Origin of the sequence: Pseudarthrobacter sp. fls2-241-R2A-168, assembly GCF_030209335.1 — a bacterium.
Classification (GTDB): Bacteria; Actinomycetota; Actinomycetes; order Actinomycetales; family Micrococcaceae; genus Arthrobacter.
Genome location: NZ_JARVSG010000026.1, coordinates 1 through 20,539 on the forward strand (window position 1 = coordinate 1; position 20,539 = coordinate 20,539).

Below are 20,539 nucleotides of genomic sequence, written 5' to 3' on the forward strand. Positions count from 1 at the left end.
AGCTCGCTGGGCTCATAACCCAGAGGTCACAGGTTCAAATCCTGTCCCCGCAACTGGAGAAAAGGTCCGGACACTGGAAACAGTGTCCGGACCTTTTGTTTTAACCTTCACGCCGCAGGACCGGCGGACGGACATCATGATGGAGTAATGGGCCGATGCGCGGGGAGCCGCAGGAGCTGATGGAGCGTTGTCCGGAAGGCGGCAGAAGGTGATGGCGCGTCGGGATGGGGCCCTGAAAAGGCCGGTGGCAAAACCCGCCGCAAAAGTAGGGTAGTGTTGATTCTGCGACGCGGGGTGGAGCAGTTCGGTAGCTCGCTGGGCTCATAACCCAGAGGTCACAGGTTCAAATCCTGTCCCCGCAACTTATGTGAAGACCCCGACCGGCAGACAAGCCGGACGGGGTCTTCTTTTTTCCTTGAAAGCCGGCAGTTCCTAGTATTCTCTTTCGCAGAGCCTCACAGATCGTGAGCACCACGTCATTCTCGAGAGGAATGTTGCTCGATGTCCACACCCACGAAGAAGCCCGGCACTGTCGCGGGCAAGCGGTCCCGTCTCTACTGGGGTGTGCCCGCCGTCCTCGTGGCGCTGGTCCTGGTGGTGCTGATCGCCAAGTGGCTGGTGGGGCTGCCCGCCGTCGCCTCCTTCGTCACCGATTACCCCGGGCATTCGGAACTTCCGGCAGGGGCGCCGGAAGGATTCCCCGCCTGGTTGGCGTGGCAGCACTTCCTGAACGCGTTCTTCCTGCTGCTCATCATCCGGACCGGCTGGCAGGTGCGGACCACCACGCGCCCCAGCGGCCACTGGACCCGGAACAACAAGGGCCTCATCAAGACCAAGAACCCGCCTACCAAGATCAGCCTTGAGCTGTGGTTCCACCTCACCCTGGACGCACTGTGGATCCTGAACGGACTGGTCTTCGCCGTCCTGCTGTTCGCCACCGGTCAGTGGATGCGGATCGTACCCACCAGCTGGGACGTGTTCCCCAACGCGCTCTCCGCGGCCCTGCAGTACGCGTCGCTGGACTGGCCCACGGAGAACGGCTGGATCAACTACAACGCCCTCCAGCTGCTGGCGTACTTCGTTACGGTGTTCATCGCCGCGCCGCTGTCCTTCATCACCGGCCTGCGGATGTCCTCGGCGTGGCCCAAGAAGGCGGCCGGCCTCAACAAGGCTTTCCCGATCGAATGGGCGCGGGCGGTCCACTTCCCGGTGATGATCTACTTCGTGGCCTTTATCGTGGTGCACGTCTTCCTGGTGCTGGCCACCGGTGCCCTGCGCAACCTGAACCACATGTACGGCGTCCAGGACGGCGACGGCTGGTTTGGGTTCTGGGTCTTCCTCGCCTCGGTGGTGGTCATGGCAGCCGCGTGGTTCCTGGCCCGCCCCATCTTCCTGCGTCCCATTGCGTCCCTGATGGGCAAGGTCAGCCGCTAAGGCGGTCACGGGCCGGGCCCGGCCGCCCAGTCTATGCAGCCGGACCGCTCAGTCCTTGAGCTTGGCGTAGGCTTCCAGCGCCCGCTCCCGGGACTCCGGCAGCCCCACCAACGGTCCGGGGTAGCCAGGCGCGTCTCCGGCTTTCCACGGTTCGTGAATGGCCTTCGCGTCGAGGTCTGCCAGTTCCGGAATGAAGCGGCGCAGGTAGTGGCCCGCGGAATCAAACTTCTTGCTCTGCGTCACCGGGTTAAAGATCCGGTAGTAGGGCGAGGCGTCCGCTCCCGATCCCGCCACCCACTGCCAGTTTGCCGGGTTGCTGGCCGCGTCCGCGTCCACGAGCGTGTCCCAGAACCACTCCTCGCCGATGCGCCAGTCAGCCAGGAGATTCTTGACCAGGAATGACGCAGCTGCCATCCGCACCCGGTTGTGCATCCAGCCCGTTTGCCATAGCTGGCGCATCCCGGCATCAACGAACGGGTATCCGGTGCGGCCCTGCTGCCAGGCCCGCAGCTCGCTTACGTTGAGTGATTGCCATTCAAACCGGTCAAACTCGGGGCGGTAGTTGCGGGTGGCCAGTTCGGGGTTGGTGTACAGGAGGTGCCAGCAGAATTCCCGCCAGCCGAGCTCGGAACGGAAGATCCCGACGTCGGCCGGTACTTTGTTCGGGAACATGCGCCTGATCTCCCGCCACACCCGAAAGGGACTGACTTCGCCGAAGCGCAGGTGCGGCGACAGGCGGCTGGTTCCCTCCACACCCGGCACGTTGCGGCTCGTCCCATAGTCCTCGGCCGGCCCTTCCAGGAAGTCCTCGAGGCGGTGCCTGGCACCTTTCTCTCCGGGCTCCCAGGTTTCGGCCAGGCCGCTGCTCCAGTCGGGGGAGTGCGGCAGGAGGTTCCAGTTGTGCAGGTCTTCGCTGATTGGCAGCGCCCCGCCCGTCGCAGTGGCAGGCGGCGGCAGCTGCCGGGGCGGTTCGAGGGGCTCGCGGACATCGACGCCCGCAAGGCAGGCACGCCAGAAGGGCGTGAAGACCTTGTAGGGGCCGCCGGCTCCGGTGCGCACCGTCCAGGGCTCGAACAGAAGATTCGCCTGGAAGCTGGAAGCTTCCACGCCGTTCTTGCCGGCCCACTCCTTGATCGCGGCATCCACCGTCCGCTCCGGCAGTCCGTAACGCCGGTTCCAGAACAGATGGGCCGCACCGGTCTCGCCCGCAAGGCCCTGAATGACATCTGCCGCAGGTCCCCGGCGAAGGAGCAGGCGGGAGCCCTTGGCTTCCAACGCTGCGGCCAGTCCTTCCAGGGAATAGTGCAGCCACCAGCGTGTTGCTCCACCGAGCGGCCGGATGCCGTCAGACTCCTCGTCCAGGACATAGACCACCGTCAGGGGCAGGCCAAGCGATGCCGCCTCGGACAGTGCGGGGTTGTCGTCCAGGCGGAGGTCGTCGCGCAGCCAGACGAGGGAGGTGGGGTGGGAGGAAGCCATGACCCCACGCTACACATACGGGCAACAGAAAGGCCGGGGCGGCGGCCCCGGCCTTTCTTCAGCCCACAGCGTCCCGGCTATCCTCAGCGAGGACGCTCACTAGGACTATTAGAGCTTGTCGAAATCGGCTTCGTTCACAGTGGATTCAGCGCCTGCAGCGTTGCCTGAGCCGATGGCCGGCTTTGAGGTGCCGCCGGATTTGAGGGCCGCAAGGCGTGCCTCGATCTCCACCTGCTCGCCGAGGTCCTCCAGCTGGTTGAACTGCGCGTCCAGGCTGGACTCGGTCAGTTCCTGCTGGCCACGGACCCGGGCCTCTTCGCGGCGGATCTTTTCTTCGAAGCGGCCCACCTCGCTGGTGGGGTCCATGATGTCGATGCTCTTGATGGCATCGTGCACCTGTGACTGTGCCGCGGCGGTCTTGGAACGGGCCACCAGTTCGTTGCGCTTGCTGGTCAGCTGGTTCAGCTTGCCCTTCATCTGGTCCAGGCCGGTCTTCAGCTTGTCCACCACTTCGCGCTGGGAGGCGATGGAAGGCTCGGCACCCTTGGCTTCGTTCTCGGCCGACATCTGGCGCTGCAGTGCCACCTTGGCCAGGTTGTCAAACTTCTCGGCGTCGGACACGTTGCCGCTGGCGCGGTATTCGTCCGCCTTGCGGGATGCGGCCAGGGCCTTGTTGCCCCAGTCGCGGGAATTCTTGACGTCCTCGTTGTAGTCGTCCTCGAGCATCCGGAGGTTGCCGATGGTCTGTGCCACGGCGGACTCCGCTTCGGCGATGTTGTTGGTGTAGTCCCGGACCATCTGGTCCAGCATTTTCTGCGGGTCCTCAGCGTTGTCCAGCAAGGTGTTGATGTTCGCCTTTGCCAGTTGCGCGATACGGCCGAAAATGGACTGCTTAACCATGGTGCTACCTTTCGTCCTGCTCTTTGATGACCACTGAAATCAGTGAACAGTTGTGTGTTGCATCTGTCGTTCTCAAGCCGTTGTGGTTCGGCCGGGCAAAGCCAGGGGAGAGCTTCAGCGGATTAGAAGTCTCCGCCGCCGCCGGAGTCTCCACCCCAGCCGCCGCCCATGTCTCCGCCCCCGAAGTCGCCGCCGCCGCCCCAACCGCCGCCGTCGCCGTGGCCGCCGCCCCAGCCGCCGCCACCGCCGCCGTTAAGGATGGAGTTGATCAGGATGCCGCCAAGGATGGCACCGCCGAGTCCGCCGCCGCCACCTCCGCCGAACATCCCACCGCGGCCGTAGCCCTGGTTGGCGTAGCCGTCGAAGTGGTCAACGTCAGCCTGGGCCAGCTGGGCTGCCTGGGCGGCGAGAGCGTGTGCCTGCTGCGCGTAAGTCAGGGCGGTAACGGGATCGGTCCGTGCAATGGACAGCGCGTAGTCCAGGTTCCGCTGCGACTCCGCCAGGCGGGTACGGGCCTCGGTTCCCACGCCGCCGCGCCGGGCGGTGATGTAGTCGGAGGTGGCACTGATTTGGGCCTGGGCAGACATGATGGTCTGCTGCAGTGATGCTTGCGCCCGGCGTGCCTGCTCCTGCTGGTCGCGGATTCCGCTTAACGCCTGGTCCAGGGACTGGTGGGCGGTCTCCACCCTTTGCAGGGTAGCGATCGGATCGATCTTCCCGCCCTGGATGTCTGATTTGACCTGGGCCAGCGTCGCTTCCACGCCAGCGACGGGGCCAGCCAGCTCCGGATGGGCGCCGGACTGGATGATTGCACGTGCCTGGGCAAGGTCCTGCGAGGTGTCCACTACCGCTGACTCCAGGCCGTTCCGGGCCTCGTCAAGGCTCGACGAAACCTTGGAGATGGCGTCCAGGAGCACGTTCGTCTGGTGGAGGCTCTCCTCGGCTGCCCGGACGGCCACTGCAGCCATGCTTCCTTCACCCTCACCCAGTTTCTGCTCGGCAGTCGCTGTTGCGTTCTGGACGAAAGCAAGGCGCTCCTTGGCCTGCAGGATGTTGTCCGAGACCTGCGCAAGCGCGCTCTCGGCATACTTGGCCCGCAGGGCGGTGAGGGACTGTTCCGCGCTGGAGATCTTGGCGTCTGCTTCGCGCGCGCCGGCGTTGACTCGTGCCAGGGCCTGCGGTGCGTTCTTCTCCAGTTCACGCAGGGAATCGAAGTCGGCCTTCTGCTCCTGCAGGGATGCCAGCGCAGCCTCCGAGCGGCGGATGATTTCGCCCAGCCAGGTGCGCTGCTGCTCTTCAGTATCGGGAATATGATCGTCCAGCTGCTGCTGCAGCTTGAACGACTCCGTCATGTGGGCTTTGGCTTCATCCAGCGCCTTGGTGAAGTTGCCGACGGCGGAATCGCCGTACTGTGCCTGGGCGAACATCAGTTCCTGCTCGCTGGACTTGATGGCGTCGTCCGCCTCGATGAGCAGCGAACCGCTCTTGCGGCGCAGTTCCTCCACGCTGAGGGACGCCAGCGGGTCCACCTGGCCACCCTGCGGACCGTAGCTTGCGCTGGACGACTGGGCTTCGGCAGCCTTCTTCCGCCGGTTCCGGAAGTAGAGGTAGGCACCTGCACCACCGGCGGCCACTACGCCGGTCCCCACCAAAACAGCGGCGCCGGCACTTCCATCAGAAGGGACGTTGCCGCTTCCCCCTCCCGCAGCGTCACCGATGGCGCCTGCAGCGTTAATGGCAGCCTGGGCATAGTTGTCGTTTGCCAGCTGGGGCCCGATGGCCTTGCTCTTGATGTTCTCGACCTGGGCGTTGGTGATCTTGCTGCCGCCCTTGTTCAGGATGTACTGCCGGGTATCGGTAGCCACCGCGAGGATCAGGGCATTCGAACCAAGGTTTGCCTTTTTGGCCACCTCGTCTGTCCAGGCCTCCCGGTCGGCAGGGTTTTCGAATTTCTTGACGGTGACGACGTGAAGCACCATGGCGTGGTCGGTGCCCAGCTTCTTGATGGCTTCCTGCACCTCAGCCGTTTTTCCGCCCAGGACCCCGGCTGAATCCACAACCTTGGTTGAGGGATTCAGAGTGACCGGATCCTCCGCCCAGGCCGCACCGGCGGGTACCGCCAGCAGCCCGGTAAGGCCGATCACGGCGAGAATACGTTTGAACTTTGACCGCATGTGCAACCCTTCAGCACGCCTGACACCGATTCGGGACGAACCGGTCGTCTCAGAATGCAGCAGCGCCCCCACGCATGGTGTAAAGCCGCAGGTCGCTGTGGCAATCATCTTGATTCTATGGTGCACCCCACAGCCCGTCCATTGAGGTGAATATGCCACCAGCGAAACGATGCATGGCCAGCGAAATCCAGTCCATGACCGGATTCAGCAAGCTCTCAGCAAACATCCGAACTTGTTACAGGCAGGGAGTCCATAGTTAATGCAGACAAGGATGAAAGGAAGTCCCATGACTGAGAACCAAATCCCCGGTGACCCTTCCGGGAACCGCGGTCCGGGCCGGCAGGATCCGTGGCAGCAGCAGTCCGCACAGCCCGGTAACAACCCGGATCATCAGGACGGTGAGGGCATGGGAGCCTCGAACCCTGTGGCGGCCAACGAAGCTGCGGCGCCACGTCAGCAGGACACTGAACGGCTTGACCCGGAGACCCCAACCCGGGAACTGCCCGGAGCACACCCGGCGTACCCGCAGCGCCAGCCCTATCCGCAGCGCCAGCCGTTCTATGGACAAAGCGCCCCGGAGGGCCAGGGAGGCGAGCCGGGCCATGGCCAGTCGCAGGGATATGCCGGACCGAACGCCGCCCAGGGCCACTATGGCTACTACGGCCAAGGACAGCAGAACAGCCAGCACGCAGCGGCCGGCGCTCCTGTGGGGCCGGCCCCGAACCCTAAGGACGCCCCGCGCAAGAAGGCCTCGTTCGGCGTCGGCACCCTGGTAGCCAGCATCCTCGCCGCCGGCCTGGTGGGCGGGGGAGTGGCCACCGTTGGTTCCACGGGATTGAACAACGACGGCTCCACCGCCATCACCAGCAGCAACAGCCAGCCCGGCACGGTCATCGTCAACAACAAGGACAACGTCAACGCAATCACCGCAGCTGCCGTCAAAGCCTCGCCCAGCGTGGTGACCATCAGCGCCACGAGCGGCGGCTCCGGCGGGACGGGTTCCGGCATCGTCCTTGACGACCAGGGGCACATCCTGACCAACACCCACGTGGTCACGCTGGACGGCCAGACAGCCAATGCGTCCCTTGAAGTCCGGACCAGCGAGGGCAAGGTGCTCAGTGCCAAGCTCGTGGGCACGGATCCGTTGTCCGATCTCGCAGTCATCAAAGTGGACAACACGTCCGGCCTCACGCCGGCCACGCTGGGCGACTCCGGCAAGCTCAACGTAGGCGATACCGCGATTGCCATCGGCTCCCCCCTCGGCCTCACCGGCACCGTCACGGATGGCATCGTCTCCACGCTGAACAGGACCATCAGCGTGGCCTCCGCGGCGGCCCCGAAAGAGGGCGACAACGCAGAGGGTAATGACGGAGGCGGATTCCAGTTCGCCCCACCGGGTGGCGGACAGAGCCAGCAGACCACCGGGCAGGGCGAGATTTCCATCAACGTCATCCAGACCGATGCCGCCATCAACCCCGGCAACTCCGGCGGCGCCCTGGTGAACAGCAGCGGTGAGATCATCGGGGTCAACGTGGCGATTGCCTCTGCCGGATCAGGGTCCTCGTCCTCGTCCAGCGGCAACATCGGTGTGGGCTTCAGCATCCCCATCAACCACGCCAAGCGGGTGGCCAAGGAAATCATCGACACGGGCAAGGCCTCGCATGGCCAGCTCGGTGTCAGCGTCAAGAAGAAGGCCGCCTCCAGCGCCGCCTCCGAATTCTCGGTGGGAGCGGAGGTCGCCACAGTGGAAGCAAGCTCGGCTGCCGGCAAGGCAGGGATCAAGGTGGGCGACGTCATCACCAAATTCAACGACCTCGCCATCGGTGAGCCCGAGCAGCTGACGGCCGCGGTCCGGGAACAGCCCGCGGGTTCCAGCGTAAAGATCACTGTGCTGCGCAACGGGTCAGAACAAACCCTCGACGTCGCCCTCGGCACCGCAAGCTAGGAGCGGCACCCCGGCACCGGCCATACGGTGCGGCGGCACCTTTAGGAATGTTCGACGGCGGTGATTCCCACCCCAGGTGGGGGCGCCGCCGTCGGCCATTCCCGCCGTCGTCGTAAAAGTGCTGACACTGGCGTAATGGAAGAGGGCGGCGCCCAACGTCGATATGGTTAGCTAGGAGCTACCCGTACGCCGGGCATCCCGCGGCCATGACCTTACCCGGCTGGCTGTCCACAAGCATGGAAGGCTGCTGTCGATACAGTGGAGAAGACATTGAAGATCATCGTCCTGGTCAAGCATGTACCGGACGCCCAGTTCGACCGTCACCTCAACGGGGAGCGCTACACGACGGACCGTGACGAAAGCATCCTGTCCGAGCTGGACGAGTACGCGCTGGAGGCTGCACTGCAGCTTTCCGAGGCGCGGGGCGGCAGCAAGGCAGGCAACCAGGTCATCGCCCTGAGCATGGGGCCTGCCGGTGCCGTCAACGCCGTGAAGAAATCCCTCCAGATGGGTGCCACCGAAGGCGTACACCTGACGGACGAGGCTCTGGCGGGCTCGGACGCCGCGGCCACTTCCCTTGCTCTGGCGGCTGCCGTCCAGCGGCTCGGCCAGGACGGCCCCGTGGACCTCATCATCACCGGCATGGCCTCCACCGACGGCGAAACCTCCCTGGTGCCGGCGCAGCTGGCCGAGCGCCTTGGCCTTCCCCAGGTCACGTTCGCGTCCTCCCTGGACGTGGAGGGCGGACGGCTTGTGGCACGCCGGGATGCGGACACCACCTCCGAAACGGTGGAAGCCACCCTTCCGGCAGTGGTGTCTGTGACCGACCAGATCAACGAGCCCCGGTACCCCAACTTCAAGGGCATCATTGCCGCCAAGCGCAAGAGCATCACCACCTTGTCCCTTGCGGACATCGGGGTGGATGCTGCCCAGGTGGGACACTCCGGTTCCTGGACCACCGTGGCCAACGCTGAAGAGCGGCCGCCGCGCACCGCCGGCACCATCATCACCGACGAAGGCGACGCCGGCATCCAGCTGGTTGACTTCCTGGCCGCCCAGAAGCTGCTCTAAGAGGGATCACCGACATGGCAAAAGTACTCGTTTTTATTGACAACCCCGGCGCCGCGCTGAAGAAGAGCAGCCTCGAGCTGCTGACCCTGGCCCGCACCCTCGGTGAGAGCGTGGTGGCCCTCAACGGCGAACTGCACAGCGACGTCTCCTCCACTTTCGTGGAGTACGGCGTCAGCACCATCCTGCGCCCCTCGGCACAGGACCTGGACGACTACCTGGTGGCGCCCAAGGCTGCCTACCTCGCCGCTGCAGCAGAGAACACAGGGGCGGCCATCGTCCTGCTCGACAACTCACCCGAGGGCAAGGAAATCGCTGCCCGCCTCGGTATCCGCCTCAACGCCGGCGTCATCACCGACGTTGTGGCCGTGGAAGCGGACGGCACGGCACACAAGTCCGTACTCGCCGGTTCCTACAACACAGCCTGCAAGGCCAGCACCCCCGTCTCGGTGCTGACGGTCAAAGCCAACAACGTGGTGCCCGAGCCGGCTGCCGCAGCCGGCACACCCGAAACCGTCACGGTGGAGGTTCCCGCCGGCAGCACTGCGGCGGCGGCACGGATCACGGCCCGCGAGCAGAAGGTGGCCAGCGGCCGCCCGGACCTTACCGACGCCCGCATCGTGGTAGCCGGCGGCCGCGGCGTGGACGGCGACTTCGGACCTGTGGAGGAGCTTGCCGACGCCCTCGGAGCGGCGGTGGGAGCATCACGTGCGGCTACCGACGCCGGCTGGATCAGCCACGATGCCCAGGTGGGCCAGACGGGCAAGACCGTGTCCCCACAGCTCTACATCTCTGCCGGCATTTCCGGCGCCATCCAGCAAAAGGCCGGCATGCAGACCGCAAAGGTCATCGTGGCGGTCAACAAGGATGCCGAATCGCCCGTCTTCGAGATTGCGGACTTCGGCATCGTCGGGGACCTCTTCGACGTCCTGCCGCAGGCCACGGCCGAGATCAAGAAGCGCAAAGGCTGATTATTGACTGCCTCAGCCAGCCAGGCACAGAGCCCGTTCAACCCGGCCACGCACCGGATTGGGCGGGTGCTCTGTTTTGCGGCCCACCCTGACGACATCGACTTCGGCGCTGCAGGAACCATTGCCGCCTGGACGGCGGCCGGTGTCCAGGTCAGCTACTGCATCATGACCGACGGCGATGCCGGCGGCTTCGATCCCGCCCACCGGGCCAACATCATCGCCATGCGCGACGCCGAACAGCGCCGCGCTGCCGAACTGGTCGGGGTCTCGGACATCCACTACCTCCATCAGCGCGACGGCTACCTCGAGCCCTCGCATGAGGTGATGCGCGGGGTGGTGAAGCTCATCCGCGAACTGCGTCCCGACGTCGTACTGGCCATGCATCCGGAACGGAACTGGCGGCGGATCCAGAAGAGCCATCCGGACCATCTCGCAGTGGGGGAGGCTGTCACACGGGCCGTCTACCCTGCGGTGGAAAATCCTTTCGCCTACCCGGAACTGGCAGAAGCCGGGCTGGCGGCTTACAAGCTTCCGTGGCTATGGCTGTATGCAGGCCCTGAAGAGCGGGAAAACCATTTTGTTGACGTGACTGAGCATGTGGAGGCCAAACTGCAGGCCATCCACGTCCACGTCAGCCAGCATCCCGACGTGGAGGCCATGGAAGCCGCGGTCCGCCAGGGCATGCACGTCAATGCCGAACGCGCCGGGCTGGCGGCAGGACACAGCGCCGAAGCGTTCCACGTAGTAGCCGTCAATGGACCGGGAACCATCGCCGGTTTTTAAGCCGGACGGCATAGAATCGCCCCGTGACCATCCTTCAGGATGATCACTGGGCGTTCCCATGTTCAGCGTGGGCGAAGCTGCTACGCGCCGAGCGGAGCCGCAGCCACCGTGGGCAGCGTGGGGGACTTGGATCCACCGACGGGCTCAACCGTGATTCCGAGCGCCGCGGCGGAGGCGATGCCCTCCACTACAGCGGGCTTGGACAAGGCGGCCTCATCCATCAGGCCCTGGGACACCGGCGCCGACCCGTCCTTTGGAATCAGCCACATCTGGTAGACCTTGCCTTCTGGCGGGGCAGGAACACCATTCATCTTGACCACCAAGGCGTCTTTGGAAGACGAGACCAGAACCGTTGCGGTTCCACCCGCGGCCACGGGTACAGAGGCTTCGCGGACGTCATCAGCCCGGACCACCTGGTTCAGGGGGTCGTTCTGGTCCGCGATATAGGACCCGACGCCGACGCCGCCCAGGGCAATGGCCGCCGCGGCCGCAATGCCCGCCAGCCAGCGGCGGGTTCCGGCCGGACGCCGCCGTTCCTCCCGGCGTTGCCGGGCTTTGGCGAGCTCATCGGTGGGACCTTCAGGGCCGTTGCCCTCCTGCTCTGGCGCCGGGGACGGCCCCGGAGTCGGCAACTGCGCGGGCAGCTGGGCCGGAAGTTGGGCGACGATCCGGTCGAAGAGATCTGCGGGCGGCTCTTCCTCCGCCTTAAACGTGCGGGTGAGGGTTTCCCGGGACTGGCGGACCCGTTCGAAGAATGACGTCCGCTCGGCAGCAGGAGCGGCTGAAATGTACTCCTCGATCGCGCGGCGTTCATCGTCCGTTACGGCATCGAGGGCATACAGCTCGGCCAGGTCAATGACGCGGCCCGAGGCGAGGTCAGCTGCGACGGTATCACCGAAGCCGCCTGAACGGCCGGCTGGTCCATGGTTCATTTCTGTCATTTCAACTCACCCCCAAACAGGTCTTCAAGCGGATCAGTCCGTCGCGGATGCGGGACTTTATGGTGGGAACTGCAGCGTTCAGCCGCTCGGCGACTTCCCGGTAGGTCAGGCCGCCGTAGTAGGCAAGGCGGACAGATTCCTGTTGCGTTTCGGTCAGCGTTCCCAGGCACCGCACCACGGCTTCGGCTTCGAGTCTGCTGCCCACTTCGTCCGACACGGTGTCGTGGTCTATGTCCTGGCTGCTGGCACCGTAACGGGCCTCGCGGTCCGTGGCGGACTGCGCGGATCTGACCCTGTCCACGGCACGCCGGTGGGAAATCGTCATAAGCCAGGAGAGCGGGCTGCCTGCGGCGGGATCGAATCTGCCCGCGTTTTGCCAGACCTGGAGGAAGACCTCCTGGGTGGTGTCCTCGCTGAGCTCGGCATCAATCAGGACCCTGCGCGCCATACCGTAAACCCGGCGCGAGGTCAGCCGGTAGAACTCCGCAAAGGCAGCGCGGTCACCCTGGGAGATCTGTCCCAGCAGGACTGTGAGCCGTTGGCTGAGCTCGGCCGGCGTGTCCGTGACCGCGGGAGCATCGGGAGTATCCATCACTACCAAGCATAAGTCTCCAGGTGGTGAATCCTGGTCAGTGGTGCCGGGGATGCCCCGGCTGGTTCTGGAACCTGCCCGGAGAAGTGTCACCTGCCGCTCCTTGATCGCTAATGGACTGTTCTCAGGAGGGATTCGGTGCACGGCCGCGTGCGGATGGGGCAGGGCGGGAAATTGTTTCGTCAGCTTGAGGGCCGCGCGGGTTTCGAGGCCCCGGGCGGTTGCCGGCGGATTGCACCGCTGACGGGCGGGCCTTAGATGCGGGCGCCGGCAAAACCCTGTTGCCGCCAGGCCTCGTAGACGGCGATGGAGGCCGCATTGGCCAGGTTAAGCGAGCGCAGTGCCGGCAGCATGGGCAGCCGTACGGTGGCGGTCACGTGCGGATCCGTCTTCATTTCCGGCGGCAGGCCCACCGATTCCCGTCCGAACATGAGGACGTCACCGGGCTGGTAGGCGATGTCCGTGTAACTTGCTGCCCCGTCGGAGGTGAAGGCGTAGACCCGCTCGGGCTGCAGATGCTGCCAGGCGTCCTCGATGTTGCGGTGCACGGTGACGACGGCGAGGTCATGGTAATCCAGGCCGGCGCGGCGGAGCTTCGCGTCCGAGAAGTCGAACCCCAGGGGTTCCACCAGATGCAGTTCAGCGCCCGTAATGGCCGCCAGCCTGATGGCGTTGCCGGTATTGCCGGGGATCTCGGGTTCATGGAAGAGGATGCGGAACACCATCCCATCCTAGTCACCACTCGTCAGTGCAATGCCGCTCAGTGCAATGCCGCTCAGTGCATGCGGGTCAGTGCATGCCCCGCAGCAGCCGGGCCAGTATCGGGACATTGACAGTGTTGGGAGCCGGTCCTGCCGCCAGGAACTCCTTGACGCCCCGGACCATCCCGGCAGCGTTGACGATCCGGACCGGCTCGAGTTCGCCCGGAGACCGGCGGTGGTTGTCGATCACCGGTTCATGCAGGTTGCCGCCCGGGCTCAGCACCACCGTCCAGCCCGTGACGTTCAGCTCGGGGAAGATGTCCTGCATGGCCCGGACTACGTGCGCCAGCTGCGGAGGGGCAATCGAACGGCCGCCGTGGTTCAGGGTCCTGCCGTCCCAGGCGTAGGCGCCCTTGGGCAGCAGCATGGAGCCGATGAGCGCCAGGCGGTATCCGGACAGCACTGCGTGGTCGATGTGGCTGTTGTCGGCCGGGGACTGGAGCCCGTTGATCAGGCGCGCCGCCGGAATGGCCGGCAGTACCTGCCGGGTCAGGAGCTGGACCGTACGCATCTCCCGCTGGATCCGCGCTTCGGCCCCAAAAATCCCGCGCTTCCGAGGCATGCCATGGACCTGCTGGCTGGCCTGTGCCAACGGAACCAGGGGCACGTCCTCCACTCCCGGGCCGTAGGGCGGGACGTAAACCGGCGGATCACCCGCGGTGTTCCGGGCGCCGCCGGGCTTGTGCACGGTGGCCGAGGCCCTGCTGCCCGCCGCCGGTGCATCAAAGTGGGGTTCGGCGTCGGCTTTGTTGGCGGTACCTGCTGCGTAGGAGCGGTCGTACGCTTTCCTGCGCTGTGGGTCGATCAACGTTTCGTAGGCGCTGGTGACCCGGCGGAAAGCGGCAGGATCCCCGCCGTGGTCGGGGTGGGCCTTGCGGGCGGCACGGCGGTACGCAACCTTAATTTCCTTTTCGGTGGCGGTAACTGCCACGCGAAGCACCTGGTAGTGGGAGCTGCTCTCGGTCAAGCACTCATCCTTCGTGTTGATACGGCCGGTCCGCGGCGGGCAGCCCTGTGGGGCCAGCTTATCGGCCCCTGATCTGTCAACGTCCGTGCCTGGGCTTCGGGTTCCCGGCACCGGCGGGATCCGGCGGAGTTTAGACTCGACAAGGATGGCTGCCACGGCAGCAGGCAAGGAATGCAGGCAGCAGCTGCAGGTCAGGAAACACAGTGGGGGCAGACATGGAAAAGCCGACGACGGCGGCACCGGCCGGCATGCCCGGGCCCGGACGGTTGACGCTGGCGGCAGCAGTCCTCGCCTGCATCACGACGGCCGGCTGCAGCGTTGGCATTCCGGACCCCTCGGCCCCGCGGCCAGTGGAAACTGCCTCAGTACTTGCCACCCCCACCATCACGCCGGGCCACGACGCTGAGGCGGTGGCCGCGCAGGATTTGCCTTTCGCGTCCGGCGGCATCCTTGCACCGGGAGTGCCCGTGGGCATTTCGGACGGGCTGAAGGACGCCCCTGGCTGGAAGATGGTGAAGGACAGCGTGGCGGGCGAAAGCCAGTACCTCAAGGCCGACGGGTGCGTTGTTGCTGCCAAAGTCCGGACCAACCAGGCGGTGCTGGCACGCGGTGATGACCGGGAATCGACGGTCGCACTCTTTCAATATCTTGATCCCACCATCCTGCCCGGGTACCTGAAACCCGCCACACTGCGGTGGGGTGGTGACGAGTCCCATCCTGGCCACACGCTTGAAGTGCTGGCCCTGGAAGAGGCGGCGCCGCAAGGCGGCAAAGCCACAGCGGTCCTGGCCAGGCTCTTCGGCACATCCGGATCGTCGGTCTACCTTTCTGTTGCATGCCCGGATGCGTCTGCCCTGGCCGCGGCCAGGGCAGACGCCGTCCGGTTCCTGCCGGTCCTGCCTCCGTCGGCCTAAATCCCGGACTGCCGGGCAGCCCGCTGGGAGAGCCGGTTCAGCGCGAGGGCGGCAACGAGCAATCCAAAGTCCCGCAGTGCCACATCGAAGAAGCTTCCGAGCAACAGCAGGTTGACGATGATTCCGGCCAGCCACGCAGCCACCAGGAGCGAGCCGAACCTGGGACGGACGGCAACCGCAATGCCCGCGAGGATCTCCACGACTCCCACCACGTACATGATGGTCTGGGCAGGCAAGGGCACCAGCGCCGTGGCCTGCGGCGCAAGGTAGACGGTCCAGTCGGCGAGGATGTTTGTGAACTTATCGAGCCCGAAAATGATGGGCGCAACCGTAAAAACAGTCCTCAGCAACAGGAAGGCCTGCCGGGCGGGATCCATCGTGGTGCTGGTGTTGGCACGCAATGCTGATGTGGTTTTCACAACTGACTCCTTCTAAAAGTAGGTTCTCCTATTTTAGAAACGGTGAGGGTCTATAATCAATACATCTTGACTTTGGATTGGTGGAGCAATGGCCAGACTTCCCTGGGCGAACCGCATGGCTGCGCTCGCTTCCCTCGGTGATGAAAAGCGGCGCCAGCTTTTTGAGCTCGTGGCGTCGTCCCCCGGCGCACTGGGCCGCGACGACGTCGCGCAGCGGACGGGAATTCCCCGCAGTACGGTGTCCTTCCATCTGGACCGCCTGGTGCAGGACGGCCTGCTGGCGGTCGAGTTCCACAAGCCGGCCGGGAAAACGGGCCCCGGCTCGGGCCGTCCGGCGAAGATGTACCGTCCTGTGGCCGGCGAAATCGGTGCCTCCGTGCCGGACCGGAACTACGATCTCGCGGGGGAACTAATGGCCGCGGCCATTGAAAAATCCACCACCGCGGGGGAGCCCATCGAACAGACCCTGCCTGCGGAGTCGTACCGCAGGGGCAATGCGATGGCGGAGGCATCCGCGACCCTCCAGGAATTCCTGGTCCAGGCGGGCTACCGGCCCCAACCGGACGGCGACGGCGGCTTCGTCCTGCCCAACTGCCCTTTCCACCGACTCTCGGACAAACATCCGGGGGTGGTGTGCGCCATGAACGGGGCGTTCCTGCAGGGGGCGGCGGCCTGCCTGGAAGAATCCGGCGGCAGGGTGGTGCCCTCCGATCTGCCCGGCCACTGCTGCGCCAGGATCACGCCCGCCCCCTGAACCGCCTGGGCATGACGGCTAGAATTACAGGGTGCCCGTTTACCTTGACCATGCCGCCACCACCCCTCTTTCTCCCGAGGCGCTGGCTGCCCTGACGCGTGAACTCGCCCGCACCGGCAACCCGTCATCCCTGCATGGTTCGGGCCGGCGCGCCCGGCGGGCGGTGGAAGACGCCCGCGAGGCACTCGCCGCAGCGGCAGGGGCGCATCCTTCGGAAGTGATCTTTACCTCCGGCGGCACTGAGTCGGACAACCTCGCGGTCAAGGGACTGTACTGGGCCCGCGCGGGCGAAAAGCCGGAGCGGCGGCGCATCCTGTGCTCCGCCGTCGAGCATCATGCAGTGATGGACACTGTGGAGTGGCTGGAACGCCACGAAGGGGCCGATGTCACCTGGCTGCCGGTGGACAGTGACGGGTCGGTGGACCTCGCGGTCCTGGAAGCGGAACTTGCCCGCGATCCGGACTCCATCGCGCTGGTCACCGTGATGTGGGCCAATAATGAGGTGGGGACCATCCAGCCCATCCACCGCGTTGTGGAACTCGCGCACGCGGCTGGTGTCCCGGTCCACTCCGACGCCGTGCAGGCCTTCGGTTCGCTGCCGGTGGACTTCAAAGCGTCCGGTCTTGACGCCATGTCAATTTCCGGCCACAAGATCGGCGGGCCCGTGGGAGTGGGTGCCCTGCTGTTGGGCAGGTCGGTAAAACTTACTCCGGTCCAGCACGGTGGCGGGCAGGAGCGCGACGTCCGCTCAGGCACCCTGGATACCGCTTCGATTGCCGCGTTTGCTGCGGCGGCAGAGAATGCCGCAGTCCACCTGGGCACGGAGTCTGCCCGGATCGCTGCCCTCCGCGACCGGTTGATCGACGGCGTCCGGGACCGGGTGCCCGAAGCCGTCCTGCGCGGGGCGCCAGGGAACGGCCGGCTTCCGGGCAACGCGCACTTCACCTTCCCCGGCTGCGAGGGGGACTCCCTGCTGTTCCTGCTGGATCTGGCCGGTGTCGAATCATCCACTGGATCAGCGTGTACGGCTGGTGTTCCGCGGCCTTCGCATGTGCTGCTCGCCATGGGCCTGGACGAGGAAACTGCGCGCGGAGCCCAGCGCTTCACCCTGGGGCACTCCTCCAAGGATGCGGACGTCGACGCTTTGCTCGCTGCCCTTCCGGATGCTTACGCCCGGGCCCGGCAGGCCGGCATGGCCGGCCACGAGTCCTCCATCCAGACTGCCGGTACGGTAGCGCGGCAGGGCTTGGGCGGCCGCTAAGACTGCCTTTGCGGCAGGTGCGTAGAATAGATAGGCGAAGATCGTTTCGACGGAGGCACCCTGTCTTCAGCGAGGCACCTTCAGCCAGCACCGGCACCCAGCATCGGCCACAAGCCGGAACCACCCAACAGAAAGCAACCATGCGAGTTCTTGCAGCCATGAGCGGCGGCGTTGATTCCGCCGTTGCCGCCGCCCGCGCCGTCGAGGCGGGTCACGACGTCGTCGGCGTCCACCTGGCGCTGTCCCGCATGCCCGGCACCCTCCGCACCGGAAGCAGGGGCTGCTGCACCATCGAGGACTCCCGCGATGCCTGGCGCGCCTGCGACGTCCTGGGCATTCCCTACTACGTGTGGGACTTCTCCGAGCGCTTCAAGGAAGACGTCGTCCAGGACTTCATCGACGAATATGCCGCCGGCCGGACACCCAACCCCTGCATGCGCTGCAATGAGCGGATCAAGTTTGCCGCACTGCTGGAAAAGGCCATTGCGCTGGGCTTCGACGCCGTCTGCACGGGGCACTATGCCAAGGTCATCGAGGACGCAGACGGCAACCGCGAACTCCACCGGGCCGCTGACTGGGCGAAGGACCAAAGCTACGTCCTGGGCGTCCTGACCCACGAGCAGCTCAAGCACTCCATGTTCCCGCTGGCTGACACGCCCTCCAAAGCCGAAGTGCGGGCAGAAGCTGAGCGGCGCGGCCTCTCCGTGGCCAACAAGCCCGACAGCCACGACATCTGCTTCATCCCCGACGGCGACACCGCCGGCTGGCTCGCCGAGAAAATTGATATGGCCACCGGCGACATCGTGGATGAGACCGGAGCGAAAGTGGGCGAGCATCCCGGCGCCAACGCGTTCACAGTGGGGCAGCGGCGCGGGCTGAAGCTCGGCACGCCGGCCGCCGACGGGAAGCCGCGTTTTGTCCTGGAAATCCGGCCCAAGGAAAACAAAGTGGTGGTAGGGCCAGAAGCCCTGCTCGCGATTGATGAAATCCGCGGCATCAAGGTGTCCTGGGCGGGCCTGCCCATCGCCGAAGTGGATACCGGCGAGGAGTTCGATTGCTACGCGCAGGTCCGTGCACACGGCGACCCCGTTCCTGCCACTGCCCGGATGGAACGCGGCGAATCCGATGACGCAGCCCAGCTGGTGGTCACCTTGACCAACCCGCTGCGCGGCGTTGCGCCCGGGCAGACTGTTGTCCTCTACCAGGGCAGCAGAGTGCTGGGCCAGGCAACCATCGACGCCGCCCGTTCCCTGCAGCGCGCCGCGCTCTAAACCTCCCGAATTTCCATCACCGCCCCGGTCCTGCCGGGGCGGTTTTGTTTGTGCTGCCGCCGGTGCAGGGGAGTCCCTCAGCGATCAGGTAAATTTTGTGTCTCAACTCACTAAATGGTCCGCCGTGAGGGTTCACTCTCTGATTGAATCTAGGCATCAGCACAGCGTGCTCCCGCCTGTCCACAGATATCCAGCAACGGCCGGCGGGCACGTACTCATCGAACAGAAAGTTCACAGATGACCAAGAGCAACAAAGCACTGCACGGCGCTATCGCGCTGGCAGGCATATCCGCGCTCGCACTGACTGCCTGCACGGGCCCGTCGGGCGGTGGCGGAGGCAGCACGGCATCCGGGAATGCAGGAAGCACTATCGCATACGGCACCACTGACAAGGTGACCGCTCTTGACCCCGCGGGCTCGTACGACAACGGCTCGTTCATGGTGATGAACCAGATCTACTCCTTCCTGATGAACTCCAAGCCCGGCGGGGCGGAACCCGCCCCGGACCTCGCTGAATCGGCATCGTTCACCAAACCCACCGAGTTCACGGTCAAGATGAAGAGCGATCTCAAATGGGCCAATGGGCACGTGCTGGACTCCAAGGACGTGAAGTTCTCGTTTGACCGCCAGACCAAGATTGCCGATCCCAACGGCCCTGCGTCGCTGTTGACCAACATCGAGTCCATTGCCACGCCGGATGCCACCACAGTGGTCTTCACGCTCAAGCAGGCCAACGACCAAACCTTCGCGCAGATCCTCCAAAGCCCGGCGGCCCCCATCGTTGACGATGAGGTCTTCCCGGCGGACAAACTCCTCAGCGACGAGGAAATCGTCAAGGCCAAGCCGTTCTACGGCCAGTACGTGATCGATTCCTACAACAAGAACACGCTCATCAGCCTAACGGCCTGGCCCGACTACAAAGGTGTCCTGGGCAAGCCGGCAAACGGCGGGGCCACCATCAAGTACTACACCGACCAGACCAACATGAAGCTGGAAGTCAAGGGCGGGCAGATTGACGTGGCCAACCGCAGCCTGAGCGCCACGGACATCGACGACCTCAAGAAGGACTCCAACGTCACGGTCAATGTTGGACCCGGCGGTGAGATGCGGTACATCGTTTTCAACTTCGACACCATGCCGTTTGGCGCGAAGACCCCGGAAGCGGATCCGAAGAAGGCGCTGGCGGTCCGCCAGGCCGCTGCCAACCTGATAGACCGCCAGGCCATTTCTGACCAGGTCTACAAGGGCACCTACCTGCCCATGTGGTCCAACGTTCCGTCCGGCTTCCTCGGCGCCAACGAATCCTTCAAAGAGGCCTACGGCGATGGCTCGGGCAAGCCCAGCCTGGATAAGGCCAAGAAGGCTTTGTCCGACGCCGGCATCAGCGGCCCAGTGAACATCAAGCTGCAGTACAACCCGGACCACTACGGCAAGTCCTCCGGTGACGAGTACGCCATGGTCAAGGACCAGCTGGAAAAGAGCGGCCTGTTCACGGTGGATCTGCAGTCTACCGAGTGGGTCACATACAACTCGGCGTCGAAGAAGGACAGCTACCCGGTCTTCCAGCTTGGCTGGTTCCCCGACTTCAGCGACCCGGACAACTACCTCACACCGTTCTTCCCCAAGGGCGGCTTCTTCAACAACCACTACTCGAACACGGACGTCGAAACCTTGATTGCCAAGCAACTGGTGACGGCGGACAAGTCGGAGCGTGAGAAGACCATCAAGGACATCCAGAACCAGCTGGCCAAGGACATCTCCACCCTGCCGTTGCTGCAAGGCGCGCAGGTAGCTGTCTCCGGGAAGAGTGTCAAGGGCGTGGATTCCACCCTGGATGCATCGTTCAAGTTCCGGCTGGGACAAGTTTCCAAGTAGTTCCCGGTACGCCAGCTTAGGAGGCGGGGC

The 20,539-nt window shown here is 65.0% G+C and carries 18 protein-coding genes and 1 tRNA gene; 11 read left to right on the plus strand and 8 right to left on the minus strand.

The features are described from left to right. Positions 1-288: 288 nt before the first annotated feature. Positions 289-362: transfer RNA gene (locus QRN11_RS14530), tRNA-Met, on the plus strand. A 139-nt stretch (positions 363-501) separates the two neighbouring features. After that, entirely contained in the window at positions 502-1,434 is a 933-nt protein-coding gene (locus QRN11_RS14535) for a cytochrome b/b6 domain-containing protein (protein ID WP_285313327.1), read from the plus strand. Between the two features lie 48 nt (positions 1,435-1,482). On the opposite strand, the gene QRN11_RS14540 is transcribed toward QRN11_RS14535, so the two are convergent. The 3 genes from QRN11_RS14540 to QRN11_RS14550 form a co-directional block, all read right to left on the minus strand. After that, positions 1,483-2,913 carry a cryptochrome/photolyase family protein gene (locus QRN11_RS14540; protein ID WP_285313328.1) on the minus strand — a complete coding sequence of 477 codons (1,431 nt, stop codon included), beginning with the start codon at positions 2,911-2,913 and terminating at the stop codon, positions 1,483-1,485. Between the two features lie 108 nt (positions 2,914-3,021). Continuing rightward, entirely contained in the window at positions 3,022-3,813 is a 792-nt protein-coding gene (locus QRN11_RS14545) for a PspA/IM30 family protein (RefSeq protein ID WP_285313329.1), read from the minus strand. 122 nt (positions 3,814-3,935) lie between these two features. Continuing rightward, a complete protein-coding gene (locus QRN11_RS14550) occupies positions 3,936-5,987 on the minus strand; it encodes a TPM domain-containing protein (protein WP_285313330.1) in 2,052 nt (683 codons plus the stop codon). 286 nt (positions 5,988-6,273) lie between these two features. On the opposite strand from QRN11_RS14550, the gene QRN11_RS14555 reads away from it, so the two are divergent. The 4 genes from QRN11_RS14555 to QRN11_RS14570 all read left to right on the plus strand — a co-directional run bounded on the left by QRN11_RS14555 (position 6,274) and on the right by QRN11_RS14570 (position 10,754). Further along, positions 6,274-7,932: a S1C family serine protease gene (locus QRN11_RS14555; protein ID WP_285313331.1), complete on the plus strand. Its 1,659-nt coding sequence runs from the start codon at positions 6,274-6,276 to the stop codon at positions 7,930-7,932. 270 nt (positions 7,933-8,202) lie between these two features. Continuing rightward, positions 8,203-9,003, plus strand: coding sequence for an electron transfer flavoprotein subunit beta/FixA family protein (locus QRN11_RS14560; RefSeq protein ID WP_285313405.1), 801 nt, complete (start codon positions 8,203-8,205; stop codon positions 9,001-9,003). Positions 9,004-9,017: 14 nt separating this feature from the next. After that, positions 9,018-9,971 carry an electron transfer flavoprotein subunit alpha/FixB family protein gene (locus tag QRN11_RS14565; protein ID WP_285313332.1) on the plus strand — a complete coding sequence of 318 codons (954 nt, stop codon included), beginning with the start codon at positions 9,018-9,020 and terminating at the stop codon, positions 9,969-9,971. Between the two features lie 3 nt (positions 9,972-9,974). Continuing rightward, entirely contained in the window at positions 9,975-10,754 is a 780-nt protein-coding gene (locus QRN11_RS14570; RefSeq protein ID WP_091415484.1) for a PIG-L deacetylase family protein, read from the plus strand. Between the two features lie 80 nt (positions 10,755-10,834). Here QRN11_RS14570 and QRN11_RS14575 read toward each other — a convergent pair whose 3' ends face one another. The 4 genes from QRN11_RS14575 to QRN11_RS14590 form a co-directional block, all read right to left on the minus strand. Continuing rightward, a complete protein-coding gene (locus QRN11_RS14575) occupies positions 10,835-11,686 on the minus strand; it encodes an anti-sigma factor (protein ID WP_285313333.1) in 852 nt (283 codons plus the stop codon). A gap of 10 nt (positions 11,687-11,696) precedes the next feature. Next, positions 11,697-12,287: an ECF RNA polymerase sigma factor SigK gene (sigK, locus tag QRN11_RS14580; RefSeq protein ID WP_091415486.1), complete on the minus strand. Its 591-nt coding sequence runs from the start codon at positions 12,285-12,287 to the stop codon at positions 11,697-11,699. A gap of 254 nt (positions 12,288-12,541) precedes the next feature. Further along, positions 12,542-13,009 (minus strand): tRNA (cytidine(34)-2'-O)-methyltransferase, encoded by a 468-nt coding sequence (locus tag QRN11_RS14585; protein ID WP_091416013.1) that lies wholly within the window; start codon positions 13,007-13,009, stop codon positions 12,542-12,544. 67 nt (positions 13,010-13,076) lie between these two features. Then, positions 13,077-14,015, minus strand: a complete 939-nt coding sequence (locus QRN11_RS14590) for a J domain-containing protein (protein WP_285313334.1) — start codon at positions 14,013-14,015, stop codon at positions 13,077-13,079. A 203-nt stretch (positions 14,016-14,218) separates the two neighbouring features. Between QRN11_RS14590 and QRN11_RS14595 the strand changes: the two genes are divergently transcribed. After that, positions 14,219-14,929 (plus strand): hypothetical protein, encoded by a 711-nt coding sequence (locus QRN11_RS14595; RefSeq protein ID WP_350223993.1) that lies wholly within the window; start codon positions 14,219-14,221, stop codon positions 14,927-14,929. Here the strand turns inward: QRN11_RS14595 and QRN11_RS14600 are convergent. After that, positions 14,926-15,306, minus strand: coding sequence for a hypothetical protein (locus QRN11_RS14600; RefSeq protein WP_502935037.1), 381 nt, complete (start codon positions 15,304-15,306; stop codon positions 14,926-14,928). The two genes, QRN11_RS14595 and QRN11_RS14600, sit on opposite strands and share 4 nt — an antisense overlap. A gap of 157 nt (positions 15,307-15,463) precedes the next feature. On the opposite strand from QRN11_RS14600, the gene QRN11_RS14605 reads away from it, so the two are divergent. From QRN11_RS14605 to QRN11_RS14620, 4 genes are all read left to right on the plus strand, one after another. After that, a complete protein-coding gene (locus QRN11_RS14605; protein ID WP_285313336.1) occupies positions 15,464-16,102 on the plus strand; it encodes a helix-turn-helix transcriptional regulator in 639 nt (212 codons plus the stop codon). Positions 16,103-16,133: 31 nt separating this feature from the next. Further along, a complete protein-coding gene (locus QRN11_RS14610; protein ID WP_285313337.1) occupies positions 16,134-17,363 on the plus strand; it encodes a cysteine desulfurase family protein in 1,230 nt (409 codons plus the stop codon). A gap of 140 nt (positions 17,364-17,503) precedes the next feature. After that, the gene (mnmA, locus tag QRN11_RS14615; protein WP_285313338.1) at positions 17,504-18,634 is read left to right on the plus strand and encodes a tRNA 2-thiouridine(34) synthase MnmA; all 1,131 of its coding nucleotides are present in this window, start codon (positions 17,504-17,506) and stop codon (positions 18,632-18,634) included. 237 nt (positions 18,635-18,871) lie between these two features. Then, a complete protein-coding gene (locus tag QRN11_RS14620; protein ID WP_285313339.1) occupies positions 18,872-20,509 on the plus strand; it encodes an ABC transporter substrate-binding protein in 1,638 nt (545 codons plus the stop codon). Positions 20,510-20,539 lie beyond the last annotated feature (30 nt).

Coding starts and splice junctions, on each gene's coding strand:
- QRN11_RS14565 (WP_285313332.1), top strand. CDS start 9,018: ATGGCAAAAGTACTCGTTTTTATTGACAACCCCGGCGCCGCGCTGAAG.
- QRN11_RS14620 (WP_285313339.1), top strand. CDS start 18,872: ATGACCAAGAGCAACAAAGCACTGCACGGCGCTATCGCGCTGGCAGGC.
- QRN11_RS14575 (WP_285313333.1), bottom strand. CDS start 11,686: ATGAACCATGGACCAGCCGGCCGTTCAGGCGGCTTCGGTGATACCGTC.
- QRN11_RS14555 (WP_285313331.1), top strand. CDS start 6,274: ATGACTGAGAACCAAATCCCCGGTGACCCTTCCGGGAACCGCGGTCCG.
- QRN11_RS14605 (WP_285313336.1), top strand. CDS start 15,464: ATGGCTGCGCTCGCTTCCCTCGGTGATGAAAAGCGGCGCCAGCTTTTT.
- QRN11_RS14540 (WP_285313328.1), bottom strand. CDS start 2,913: ATGGCTTCCTCCCACCCCACCTCCCTCGTCTGGCTGCGCGACGACCTC.
- sigK (WP_091415486.1), bottom strand. CDS start 12,287: ATGGATACTCCCGATGCTCCCGCGGTCACGGACACGCCGGCCGAGCTC.
- QRN11_RS14535 (WP_285313327.1), top strand. CDS start 502: ATGTCCACACCCACGAAGAAGCCCGGCACTGTCGCGGGCAAGCGGTCC.
- mnmA (WP_285313338.1), top strand. CDS start 17,504: ATGCGAGTTCTTGCAGCCATGAGCGGCGGCGTTGATTCCGCCGTTGCC.
- QRN11_RS14545 (WP_285313329.1), bottom strand. CDS start 3,813: ATGGTTAAGCAGTCCATTTTCGGCCGTATCGCGCAACTGGCAAAGGCG.
- QRN11_RS14550 (WP_285313330.1), bottom strand. CDS start 5,987: ATGCGGTCAAAGTTCAAACGTATTCTCGCCGTGATCGGCCTTACCGGG.
- QRN11_RS14600 (WP_502935037.1), bottom strand. CDS start 15,306: ATGGATCCCGCCCGGCAGGCCTTCCTGTTGCTGAGGACTGTTTTTACG.